The 12,480-nt window shown below is 44.1% G+C and carries 10 protein-coding genes; 7 read left to right on the top strand and 3 right to left on the bottom strand.

Annotated features, from left to right (window positions below; genetic code table 11):
* Positions 1-95 precede the first annotated feature (95 nt).
* The gene (locus tag LDO37_RS04430; RefSeq protein WP_126607867.1) at positions 96-2,639 is read left to right on the top strand and encodes an Ig-like domain-containing protein; all 2,544 of its coding nucleotides are present in this window, start codon (positions 96-98) and stop codon (positions 2,637-2,639) included.
* A gap of 87 nt (positions 2,640-2,726) precedes the next feature.
* Here LDO37_RS04430 and LDO37_RS04425 read toward each other — a convergent pair whose 3' ends face one another.
* Both LDO37_RS04425 and LDO37_RS04420 read right to left on the bottom strand, forming a co-directional pair.
* Entirely contained in the window at positions 2,727-3,473 is a 747-nt protein-coding gene (locus LDO37_RS04425) for a YggN family protein (RefSeq protein WP_126607868.1), read from the bottom strand.
* A gap of 86 nt (positions 3,474-3,559) precedes the next feature.
* Positions 3,560-4,042 carry a transcription elongation factor gene (locus LDO37_RS04420; RefSeq protein ID WP_126607869.1) on the bottom strand — a complete coding sequence of 161 codons (483 nt, stop codon included), beginning with the start codon at positions 4,040-4,042 and terminating at the stop codon, positions 3,560-3,562.
* A 152-nt stretch (positions 4,043-4,194) separates the two neighbouring features.
* Here LDO37_RS04420 and LDO37_RS04415 point away from each other — a divergent pair, with 152 nt between their 5' ends.
* Positions 4,195-6,114 carry a RecQ family ATP-dependent DNA helicase gene (locus tag LDO37_RS04415; RefSeq protein ID WP_126607870.1) on the top strand — a complete coding sequence of 640 codons (1,920 nt, stop codon included), beginning with the start codon at positions 4,195-4,197 and terminating at the stop codon, positions 6,112-6,114.
* Between the two features lie 13 nt (positions 6,115-6,127).
* Here the strand turns inward: LDO37_RS04415 and dinB are convergent, their stop codons facing one another.
* A complete protein-coding gene (gene dinB / locus LDO37_RS04410) occupies positions 6,128-7,180 on the bottom strand; it encodes a DNA polymerase IV (protein ID WP_399480715.1) in 1,053 nt (350 codons plus the stop codon).
* Positions 7,181-7,439: 259 nt separating this feature from the next.
* Between dinB and LDO37_RS04405 the strand changes: the two genes are divergently transcribed.
* From LDO37_RS04405 to LDO37_RS04385, 5 genes are all read left to right on the top strand, one after another.
* The gene (locus LDO37_RS04405) at positions 7,440-8,663 is read left to right on the top strand and encodes a diguanylate cyclase (protein WP_126607872.1); all 1,224 of its coding nucleotides are present in this window, start codon (positions 7,440-7,442) and stop codon (positions 8,661-8,663) included.
* Positions 8,664-8,922: 259 nt separating this feature from the next.
* Positions 8,923-9,753: a hypothetical protein gene (locus LDO37_RS04400; protein ID WP_185829805.1), complete on the top strand. Its 831-nt coding sequence runs from the start codon at positions 8,923-8,925 to the stop codon at positions 9,751-9,753.
* On the top strand, positions 9,686-10,987 hold the full coding sequence (locus tag LDO37_RS04395) for a FliG C-terminal domain-containing protein (RefSeq protein ID WP_185829806.1): 1,302 nt from the start codon (positions 9,686-9,688) through the stop codon (positions 10,985-10,987). Before LDO37_RS04400 ends, LDO37_RS04395 begins: the two co-directional genes overlap by 68 nt.
* Positions 10,987-11,766 carry a motility protein A gene (locus LDO37_RS04390; RefSeq protein ID WP_126607874.1) on the top strand — a complete coding sequence of 260 codons (780 nt, stop codon included), beginning with the start codon at positions 10,987-10,989 and terminating at the stop codon, positions 11,764-11,766. The genes LDO37_RS04395 and LDO37_RS04390 overlap by 1 nt, the downstream gene beginning before the upstream one ends.
* A 2-nt stretch (positions 11,767-11,768) precedes the next feature.
* Positions 11,769-12,413 carry an OmpA/MotB family protein gene (locus LDO37_RS04385; RefSeq protein WP_126607875.1) on the top strand — a complete coding sequence of 215 codons (645 nt, stop codon included), beginning with the start codon at positions 11,769-11,771 and terminating at the stop codon, positions 12,411-12,413.
* Positions 12,414-12,480: the final 67 nt, after the last annotated feature.

Here is a 12,480-nt window from a genome sequence, read left to right as displayed (position 1 = left end):
ACCTCTCAGAAATGACGTAAGCCGTCATATCAGGCTGCTTGAGCAAGTTCTGGGGGCAGTTGTATATCCCCATACTTTTTAAGACGGGAGAAGAAATGAAAAGGACAATTATCAGCGGGGCAATACTGTCCGCTTTAAGCTTGACCAGTGCAGTTCAAGCGGCAACGGTCGATTGTAGAACACTACCTATTTGGCAACCAGATGGTGCCTATTCTACTGATGGAAAGGTTCAACAAAACAACAACGCGTATCAGGCGCGGTGGTGGTCGCAAGGAAATTCACCAGCTACTCACTCTGGTGACTGGCAGGAGTGGAAATGGCTAGGTGAGTGTGGTGGTTTCAACGCCACTCCACAAGTGACCATTACGTCGCCACTCAACAATGCGCAACTAACAACAGGTCAAGTCATTGGTTTACAAGTCAACGCCTCAGACATTGATGGCAGTATTGCGCAAGTCGAGTTTTTCTTATCGGGTGTGAGCTTGGGTGTCGCAACAGCGGAACCTTATACGCTGAATTGGACGACTGAGACAGGTAGCCACACGATTTCTGCCATTGCAACTGACAACTTAGGTGCAACGAACGAATCATCAGTTCTAGTACAGGTAGCGCCAGCAGGTGGTTTGGTTGCACCAAGTATCGATCTCACGTCTCCAACAGGTTCTGAGTCTGTTACTCAAGGTGACGTACTGACGCTATCCGCTAATGCAGCAGATACCGACGGCACGGTTACGCAAGTAGAATTCTATGTGGACAGTAACCTTGTTGCGACAGATACAGCAGCGCCATTTGAACATAACTGGACAGCTATAGCTGGCGCGCATACTGTTTCTGCTAAGGCAACAGATAACGACAACCTTTCAACAGTTAGCCAAGAGGTATCTGTGAATGTGAAGTCGGCGTCCTCTGGAGGTTGTGCTGATGCCACGCCTTACGTTGCAGGCACTACATACAGCGCAGGTGCGTTGGTCGAAAATGCCAACCAGAAATACCGTTGTGACGTTGCAGGTTGGTGTTCGTCTAACTCAGCTTGGGCATACGAACCGGGTGTGGGTGAATACTGGAAAGAAGCGTGGACTGGGCTAGGTGCATGCAGTGCAGCGCCCGAAGTTACTTTAACAGCACCTTCTACTGGTGATGTGATTCTAGCTGGCTCAACCGTAGCGGTAAATGCACAAGCGAGTGATGCAGACGGAAACGTAACGCAAGTTGAATTCTTTGCAAACAACACAAGTTTAGGTATTGATACTCAAGCACCATATACCGTTAATTGGCAAGCAACGGCTGTAGGTGAAACCACAGTGAAAGCCATCGCCACTGATAACGGTGGTTCAACAGGCGAAGCAAGTGCTTTGGTTACCGTGAGTGACCAACCCGTTGTTACCCGACTCACTTCTCCGGCAAACGGAAGCACCGTCGGTGTCGGTAAATCAACGGCAATCAGCGCGGACGCAACCAGCTTAACAGGTACAGTTCAAAGCGTTGATTTCTTGGTTAATGGTTCTGTTATTTCATCGGATACTACTGCACCTTACAGCGTAAATTGGACGCCGGCTGCAATCGGTAACTACACCCTAACTGTTATTGCCAAAGATTCCTCTGGAAACAGCGCGGTTTCATCCGGTGTTACTGTTAATGCGGTTGAGCAAATCGCCAAGAAGCATAATCTTATTGGTTACTGGCATAATTTTGTGAATGGTTCAGGCTGCCCACTTCGTTTGGCTGATATGTCAGAGCGATGGGATATTATTGATATCGCATTTGCAGATAACGATCGCAACAGCGACGGTACTGTTCACTTCAACTTGTACTCAGGCGATATCCACAGTTCTTGCCCTGCACTCGATCCAGCTCAGTTCAAGCAAGATATGGCCGCGCTGCAAGCCAAAGGGAAAATCTTTGTTCTTTCTCTAGGCGGAGCTGAAGGGACTATTACCTTAAATACCGACCAAGATGAAACCAACTTTGTGAACAGCTTAACAAGCATCATCAAAGAGTGGGGCTTCGACGGGTTAGACGTTGACTTAGAAAGTGGTTCAAACCTATTACATGGCTCTCAAATACAGGCTCGTTTAGGCCGTGCTCTCAAAGCGATTGAAGCGAATACAGGTGGCGATATGTACCTCACAATGGCGCCTGAGCACCCATATGTTCAAGGCGGGATGATCGCGTACACTGGTATTTGGGGTGCGTACATTCCGGTGATTGACCAAGTGCGTGACACTCTAGACTTGCTTCATGTTCAGCTATACAACAATGGTGGTTTACCTAACCCTTACATGCCCGGCGCTGCACCTGAGGGCTCTGTCGATATGATGGTAGCCTCAGCAAAAATGCTGGTTGAAGGGTTTAAACTGGCTGATGGTACTCAGTTCGCTCCGCTACGTGACGATCAGGTAGCCATTGGCTTGCCATCAGGTCCTAGCAGTGCTAACTCAGGTCAAGCTCCAGTGCAAAACATCTATGATGCGCTCGACTGTCTAATTAAAGGCACGAAATGCAGCACGGTTGTGCCTGCTAAGCTGTATCCAAGTTTTGGTGGCGTAATGACATGGTCTATCAACTGGGACCAGCACGATGGCTTCAACTTCTCTGTGCCTGTTGGTAATAAACTAGACCAACTGAATGCAGGTCAATAGCGATTTGCTGAGTCAGCACAGGTAACTAAATAGAGAAAGGGGAGCTATTCGCTCCCCTTTGTTGTCTGTTTTGTATTATTGAAAATATTAGATTAAGAATACTGGGTAGTCTTTTAGAGCTGGTATTTTCTCATGCAGCTTTTGTTCTTCACTTGCCACATCTTTTAGCTGTTCACAGTATTGCTGAGCTTCTTTGCGAATCTCCTCCGACTGCCCTTCAATCTTTTCTTTCAGCATGTCTTTTAGTGAACCCAATTGCTTTTGTAATTCAGTAAAATTAATGCCGCCTTCCGTCTTCATTTTTTCAGACAAAGCCGAAAATGCACTGGAGAAAAATTCCCCATTAAACTTTTCCATCGCCCCATCAAAGTCTTTTTTCCAATTACTGAAGGCATCACCAAACGCATTTTCCTTAAGAATAAATTCACCGTCTTGGTAGTAGCGAGATTCTAAGTCAGTGTAAAAATCATCGATGGCAGATTTCACATTATTGAACGCTTGGCTGTCGTTAAAACTGGCACTGACATCATCAACAATATCTTTTGCGAGATCAGCACCGTTATTAGCAATGTCTTTGGCTCTTGGCACATACTCATTCATTTTCTCACGATACGAGTCTACAGCCTTATGCTGCCATTCATCGAGCGCTAACTTCTCGCCGTTGATAAAGACATTATTATCTTTATCGATAAGAACTTTTGCTTCCCCTTGCTGATAAACCTCAACTCGATTCCCATCTAAATGGACCTCATTTTCGACATCGACGTTACATTTCGAAGCATGTGAGTAAGTACTTATTGTTAGCAGTGCTAACCCTATACATTTGATATACATAGTCACCTCAAAATAGACCCATGTTCAATTTTCGCTAACAGAATAATCAAGCTAACAAAGTTAATGGGTGAATTGTCAGTAATTTGTTATAACAGCTCAACGACTTCAAAGTTGGTCTGTTGATTTCCAGCCAATAATTGTATTTCGTCGCCCAGATACTTTCCTTTCAACTGCTGTCCTAAAGGTGCTTTTAATGTCACACTTGCTATCGACTCACCATTGAATTCGACACTCGTTCCGCCAGCCGTGGGGGCGATGAAATACCAGCTCTCATTTCCATTAAGATCGTCAAGTTTTACCAAAGCCGAAACAGCAATTGGCGTGTCCTCATTAAATTCTCGAAGCACTAACTCAGAATAAAGCCGAATGTTCTCTTCACATTCAGCGACTCGCTGCGCTTGTCCGTGAGCAAGATATGCCGCTTCTAATGCCAACGTATCGTACTTATGTTCTGGCACCGTTTCTTCATCAGTAGCGGATTCAATAGCCGTTTGAGCCGCACTTAGCGCCGTTTTATGTATGCGCTGCAATTCATCTAGAAATGCCTGCCGAACCTCAGACTTATTCATATTTTTTATTCACCAAACTTAAAACCGTTAGAAACGTATATCTGTTAAAAACCAAGATCTGTTAAAGCTTAGATCTTTTAGAAACTAGAGGCTGTTAGAACTTTAGGGTCTGTTAGAATAGCCGGATTGATACAAAGAGGGGAAGGTTTTACATGGTCGATCAGGCTATTCGCCAAAGTTTGCAGCACGTATTCGGCTTTAACGAGCTAAGAAAAGGTCAGAATGATGTAGTGAATCACGTTCTGCAAGGTCATTCTAGTGCGGCGATTTTTCCGACTGGTTCAGGTAAATCCCTTTGCTACCAGCTGCCCGCCTTGCACCTTCCTCACTTAACCTTGGTGATTTCACCACTTTTAGCATTAATAAAGGATCAACTTCAGTTTTTAAAAAGTAAAGGCATTGAAGCCGAATCCATCGATTCAACCCAAGACAGAGAAACCACTCAACGCATCATGCAGTCTGTCCGAAATGGGACAACTAAGATACTGATGATTTCAGTTGAAAGGTTGAAAAACGAGCGTTTTCGTCAATTCATTTCACAAGTTCCCATCTCTATGATGGTCGTGGATGAAGCACACTGTATCTCTGAATGGGGGCACAACTTTCGCCCTGACTATTTAAAGCTGCCTCAATACCAACAAGCGTTGAACATTCCGCAAGCATTGCTGTTAACCGCTACGGCCACGCCGCAAGTCATCTCAGATATGCAGAGTAAGTTTGCCATTCAGCCGGAACACATCACCATTACGGGGTTTTATCGGTCTAACCTGCATTTAAATATTCGACCTTGTCTTGCCGAAGATCGGTTGGAAAAGTTGGCAACCATTATCAATGGCTCGCCTTCAGAACCCACTATTGTTTATGTCACTTTACAGCAAACGGCTGAACAAGTTGCTGGGTTCCTACGTAATCACGGGGTACAAGTTCAGGCTTACCATGCAGGTTTAAAAAGCGAAGATCGCGAGCGAATCCAGCATGCATTTATGCTAGGTCATGTTCCTTGTATCGTCGCTACCATAGCCTTTGGAATGGGAGTGGATAAAGCCGACATTCGCCGCGTTATTCATTTTGACTTACCAAAGTCTATCGAAAACTACTCGCAAGAAATTGGTCGAGCCGGTCGAGATGGGCAAAGCTCCCAGTGTATTTTGCTCGGTGACAAATCGGGGTTAACAGTATTAGAGAACTTTGTGTACGGCGATACACCCGATGCTCATTCCATTCAAATGGTTATTGAGCAGATATACGAACACTCAGACGAGTGGAGCATTATGCTCAATAGGCTTTCAAAAGAGGTCAATATTCGTCAACTCCCGTTAAAAACCTTACTGGTTTACCTTGAACTGCAAGGCGTCATTGAACCGCGGTTTACCTATTTCGCAGATTATCGATTCAAGTTAAATGTCGCTCAACAAGCGATTTTCCAGCGATTCCAAGGGGAAAGGAAACAATTCGTCGAAACGATTTTCCAATGCTCTCCTAAAGCTAAGACTTGGCATACACTGGATTTTGACGCTCTATGGCAAGGTTACTCAGCAGAACGAAGCCGAGTGGTTTCTGCCTTGGACTACTTTCATGAAAATGGTTGGATTGAGTTGGAAAGCAAACAAGCGACCGATGTTTACCGTGTATTGGATACCCAAAAATCCCCCCACGAATTAGCCGATCAAATACACCTTTTGTTCGAGCAAAAAGAAGCCAGTGAAATCAATCGAATTCGGGAGATGGTCGCATTTTTTGAAGACAGTCGATGCTTAAGCCAACAACTTGCACGCTACTTTGCTGATGAAAACGCCCCAGAAAATTGCCAACACTGCTCAGTCTGCAACGGGCATGTTGCCACCCTGCCATCTTCAAATTCCGCTGAATACGAACGAGAGAATATCCCACATTGGATCGCACCTTATCAACATGCCATGAAAGATAAGGCAACACCAAAAGCGCTCGCGCGCTTTTTATGTGGAATCACCACACCAGAATCGACACGACTTAAAGCAAGGCAAATGGAAGGGTTTGGTCAATTGGAAAGTACCCCATTTAGTGAAGTTCTAGAGTTAGTAACTGGCAATTAGGTGTATATTGGGATCAAAAGAAGCTGAGCTGCCTGGCTTCTTGCTCGGGTTTGAGCATAACGCTCAACCCGAGTAAACGAATCTCTCTGCCTTTCTGACGTTGAAGCACTTTTTCTAATAAGCCACGAAAATCTTCCAGCTCTAGTTCACCATGAATATGCTCTATCGTGGTTTGTTGAAAATCAGCAAATTTCATTTTGATGCCTTGTTTAATGATCGCTTTTTCTGGTGAGGCTTTCACTAAACGATGTTCTAATTCAGGGAAGAGTTTGTTTGCAATCACCTTCCAGCACTCATCAAACGTGCGAATATTCTTAGAAAAAGTACGCTCTACACCAACCGACTTACGCTCGCGTTCAGTAACAACATCTCGATTATCAATACCTTGGCTTCGCTTCCATAGCGAGGCTCCTTGGCGACCAAATTGAGTCAGCAGTGAGCGATAATCCGATTCACGAATATCTTGGCAAGTAAAAAAGCCCGCGTTATTCAGCTTCTCTAAAGATACCTTTCCCACGCCGGGAATTTTATCAAGTGTCAGTGTATCAATCGTTTCCTGAACCTTATCTGGCGGGATCACGCACAAGCCATTGGGTTTGTTAATGTCAGATGCAACTTTCGCTAAGAATTTGATAGGTGCGACGCCTGCAGAAGCCGTCAATTTCAATTCATTCCAAATATCATAACGAATCGCTTCCGCTATCAAAGTGGCGCTACCATGAAGAACTTGAGTTTCAGTAACATCCAGATAAGCCTCATCAAGCGAGAGAGGCTCAATGATCGAAGTATACCGCTCAAAGATTTCGCGTATTTTTCGTGAGGTATCAACGTAAACTTGCATTCGCCCTGGCACCACCAGCAAATTGGGACAGAGTTTTAAAGCCTGACCTGTTGGCATTGCTGATCGAATACCAAATTGACGCGCTTCATAATTACACGTACTCAGAACACCTCGTTGCTTTTCACTTCCTCCGACAGCAAGAGGTCGCCCCCTATAGGAAGGATTATCGCGCATTTCCACTGCGGCATAAAAGCAATCCATATCCACATGAATTATTTTTTTCATCACATCATTTGCCATTGCTCAAATGCTCTCACACAAACACTGTATAAAAAATCAGTATAATAAAAGTCTGAAGCATTGCCCAGCACTTACCAAACTCTCCTGACAAATTTTGGCAGTTCAAAAAGCTCAGCAATTGTATATTCTGTCTCATCCTTTTTACGACACTGGAAATAAAATGTTTTTTTATGGAAGTACTCACTTTTGTGATTAGACTTAACAAACAGGTCAATTAAAGAATTAGACGAAATATGGAGCGCTGGTGCTAAATCGGATTTTGGTTGTCGAGGATAGTCGAGCCTTTCGTAATTATCTTAACTTGCAACTTAAACAAATTGGTTTTGAGGTTGTCTTAGCCGAGTCTTTAGAGGCGGCAAATAACATAATAAGCCAAGATACTGACTTTCTTTGTGCTGTATTAGATTATTGCTTACCCGATGGTCCTGACGGAGAAATCATCGATCTCGTTTTATCACACAAGATCCGTGCGATTGTGCTTACGGCGCAATTTAATGACAATATCCGTGAACATGTTATTGCCAAGGGTGTACTCGATTACATCACAAAAGACAGCAGCGCTTCCGTGTCCTATTTGATCCCACTTCTAAAGCGTTTAATGGCAAACCATACGCACAAAGCATTGGTTGTCGACGACTCGATTACCGTTAGAAACCACGTAGTGTATCTCCTTGAGCATCAATACATTGACACTTTACAAGCGAATGATGGGCAACAAGCGATTGATATACTCGCAGAAAATCCTGATATCACCATGATCATCACCGATCATGACATGCCGAACAAAGACGGTATTACCATGACTAGGGAAATTCGAAACCAGTACGATCGTAACCACTTGGCTATTCTTGGTCTGTCAGGTAATAACGACCGAACAATGACTGCGCGATTCCTAAAGGCGGGCGCTAACGATTTTCTTTATAAGCCTTTCAACCAAGAAGAGTTCTATTGCCGTGTGCAACACATTCTAGACATGAAGGATGCCACTGATGAACTTTATCGCATTGCTAATCAAGATGCGTTAACTGGGCTTTGGAATCGTCGCTACTTGTTCAATGAGAACAATAATAAATGTTGTGATAATCGCAATATCGCCATGATTGATATCGATTTCTTTAAGAAAGTGAATGATACCTATGGTCACGATGGCGGCGACAGAGCACTGGTTACTGTGGCGCAAATTATATCCATCTACTTCAAAAATGAAATTGCCGTGAGATTTGGTGGTGAAGAGTTCTGCATTCAACACTGTGGGGATTATCAAGAATTCCAAAGCCGCCTAGACAGCATGCGCCAGCGAATAGAGAAAACGGCTGTTCAATACGAGGATTTGCAAATTCATCTAACAGTCAGTATTGGGGTTAGCTCTGGAAATGAAGAGCAAAACCTAGAAGAGATTATTCGGGATGCTGACGACCTGTTGTATCAAGCAAAAGAAGAAGGTCGAAACCGCCTCGTTGCACGCTAATCTGCACCTACCATTTATATATATACAGATCACTCAGAGCGGCAAAATAACTTCAAGCTACATCCCCCCTCTAAACAAAGCACGCCATGCGTTTAATCATCAGCTCAATGGTTTATTGCACGAAATCCAAAGGGTTAACAAAATACTCTTCATACCCAGCCCTCGGGATCATGTGTGCAAGGCGATTCAAATAGTGCGAGTCCCCTAGCCTATCAGTTCGAGGTCTTTTCCCTAGCCCCGATCTGAATGGAGTTTCATTGTGTGGAAAAAAATCACGACTCTAACCATTAGCACCCTTTTATTTTCTTACTCTTCGATTGCTTTTTCTAAGCCTCTAAATACACTTTTCTCCGCAAAAGATAATGAAGCACAAACGGTTGAAGAGTTCCTAGAACACGATGATCTTTGGTTCGACATTTTAGACAACAAGTCTCTAGCTAAGATCCAAAGCGTCGCCTTGTATTTCGAGGGTAAAGCCGTAACGGATGAAGAAAAAACCGAGCTGCTCAAGCTAACATCGATACTGACAGCCAAAATGAAAAACAATGGGATCAAAGTACGCAGTTGTATCGAATGTGGAAAAACACAAGTCAACCTATCTGCCTCCAACGTAAAATTTAAGCATGGGCTTTCAAGTAATGATGAACTGCGGAAACTCGGAAAGAAAATACGTGTCGACGCCTTTCTAACGTGGCGAGCACCTCTTAGCGACAATACTCACAACATCACGATGTCACTAGTTAGCACTCAAAATAACGAAGTGGTGTGGACGGGAAACTTCGATATAAAGGAGGATCCGGATGTAATCGTAAAGAAAAATGTAAAGGAGAGCGGGGTCGGCGTCGCTCTTGGTTACATTGGTATCAACGGTACTTCAACTGATGGCGAAGACATACAAAATGTTACGGACCTTTCTATACGTTACTACAGCGGGCACACCCCATCAGAACGCGCTCACTTTGCCTTTATCGGTAACTACTTTCGCAACTTTGACGGCAGTACAAACTTTTCGATTCAAGGCTTTGGGGCAGAAGCAAGAGCAGCTCCTAAAAAAACTTCTAATCCAAAAAGTGGACTACAACCCACTTAGAGGTGACTCGCTGGATATCATCCGCACTGCCTTTGAGTTTCCCAGCAAAGACAGCACTCAAATTCAGGAGAAAGCATTTTGGCAAGATTACGTTTGGCTAGCGCTCATTGCACTTGGCTTAGCGGTACTGATTCTAATCGTTATGGTTATTCGTTCTCGCTCAAAAAAAACAGATAGTGATGCTCAAAACGCTCCTCAGCCTGCATCTCCAGTGCAAACAGAGCCCTTAATTTCTCATCAGTATTATGAGCACGAGGCGTGTCGCCAAGAGTTAGTAAAATTCAGTTTAAGCGAGCCCCATCAAGTCGATCAGGTCATTAAAAAGCTCAGTTTGAACGAACAAAATCTGCCTATGTTTGCTTGCGTCTATCAAGAGCTTGGGAGAGCAATGTTCACCACGATGTACCCTAGCCTGACTTCTCAGATACCTAGCTACATAAGCTATTTGGAGCAAAACCCAAATGATCGTGAGCAAGTAGCCAAACACGTTGCAGCATTCAAGCAACTTCTTGTCGACTCAAACCCTCACGCACATTCAACCCGAAAGTCACAACCATTTGATTTTCTTGAGACTCTGTCCACCAACCAAATCCGCTGGCTGTTGGAGAATGAGCCTGAGCGTATACAGGCTATGGTGATTAGCCAACTTTCTTCCGAGAATTCTGCAGCGCTGCTTTCTCTATACCCAACGGAACATCAGGCTGAATTGGCTATGGAAATCGCAAGGTTAGACACTCTGCCTATGACTGCTTTTAATGATGTTGCTTCTTCATTGGCGACGAAAGCGCAATCCATTCCAGACTTTAGAACGCTACCTACCGACGGTCCTTTCGTTTTGACTCAAATCCTCGATGGGTTAAGTATCACCAAACAAAACGACCTATTAACCCAGTTAAAAGAAACGTCTCCGGGTGCTTATGTGCAGTTAAAACAACGCTTTTATAGCTTTGATGACATTTGGCGAACACCGACACAAATCATTAGCAATCATATCCGAAACCTTGACGCCCAAACGCTTGCTTATGCCTTTTCAGATATGTCAGTGGAACGCGTAAAAGCGCTAATTTCAGACTGCCCAGACCGCTACGTAAATATGGTAATCAGTGAATTAGAGATGGCAACGGACGTCAACGAACAAGATAGAAACGCTGCAAAACAAAATATTGTGAGAGTCATGCGTCAAGCGTTAGAAGAAAATAAGTTTAAAATGAGTGAGTTAGAGGGGCTAGTCTAATGTCTTTGAGCACCATTACGGGATGGCTGTTTTCTGTTGCAGTATTAATGACTGCTGTAGTATCAAGCACCGACAATTATTGGCTCTTTGTGAGTGTTTCCAGCCTTCTTATTGTTGCAGGGGGGACATCAACTGCGGCTTTAATTAGTTACTCTTATCCCCTTTTCTTTAAAGCTATTCAAGCGGTTATAGCCAGCTTGTTTGATGGTAGGAATGAAACCAAACTGAAGCACTCTTCTATCGTTCGCTCACTAGAATGGAACAAAGTGTATCGCACCGAAGGCATTGCTGGCTTGGAGAAAGCCTTAACGAATAAAGAGTTAAAAGACCCTTTCATTGCAATGGCCATAGAACTATTAGGGACGGGATACAAAGGGAAGGCACTTCGTAACTTGCTTGATGAAAGTAACGAAAGCCAGCGAGTGCAGGAAGCGCAACCCGCCAATGTGTTGAGTACCATGGCAAATTTTTCTCCTGCATTTGGCATGATAGGCACACTGGTTGGGTTGATTGTTATGCTGGATAGCTTAGATGGGGACATGGCTACCATGGGGAAAGGGCTGGCGATTGCCCTACTTACAACGTTATACGGCACTCTACTTGCTCAGGCTTTGTTCAAACCGTCAGCAATCAATGTTAGGCGTAAATCTGACGACAATTTTCACCGTCGAGATATGCAGATCCAAGCCTTTGTGATGATGACGGAAAAGCAGCCTGACTTGCACATCAAAGACTCAATGAACAGCTATCTCCCTCCCAAGAAACGTCTGGAATCCTAGTTATGCCGCGTAGAAGACAGAGTGGTGTTGATGTCCGAGAAGAAAATGACTGGCTAGTAACATACAGTGATTTCATTACACTTTTGATGACTTTCTTCATCGTTATTCTCGCGACGTCTCAAATCGATCAAGGCAAGTTTGAAGAACTGAAAGCCAGTTGGAGCGCGCTATCGAACCGAAAAGCCGAGATGCCAATGACCCAGCTCATTCAAACCTTAGAGCAATCAACTGAACATGAGCCTATCTCCTTAACGAAAATGCCTGATGGAATTAAAGTAGATTTCGATACAGAAGCGCTTTACGAAGAAGGTTCTGCAACGTTAAGTCATGAAGGCGTTCGGCTTTTAACCATTTTTGCGTCATCCATAGAAAACACAAACCTGGATGGAAAGGAAATTGTCGTCGAAGGTCATACAGATGACTTACCTATTCATAACGACCATTTCGATAGCAACTGGGAGCTTTCCGGTGCAAGAGCAATCAGGGTGACAAAACAGCTGATTTCCTTGTCAGTCGACAAAACAAAACTGAGCGCTGTTGCGTACGCAAATACCTACCCAACAATATCAGATTCAAAAGAGCTCGCTGCTCAGAGGAAAGCCAATCGTCGCGTTAGCATTTACATCAAACGCAGTACTCGGCACTAGGTGCAACACTGTCATTGTCGCAATCATATACGCAAGTAACCTCTCTATAGGATCCTAAGGGTGAGGT

Source organism: Vibrio penaeicida, from assembly GCF_019977755.1.
GTDB classification, from domain to species: Bacteria; Pseudomonadota; Gammaproteobacteria; order Enterobacterales; family Vibrionaceae; genus Vibrio; species Vibrio penaeicida.
This window is presented reverse-complemented; position numbering and strand designations above follow the sequence as displayed.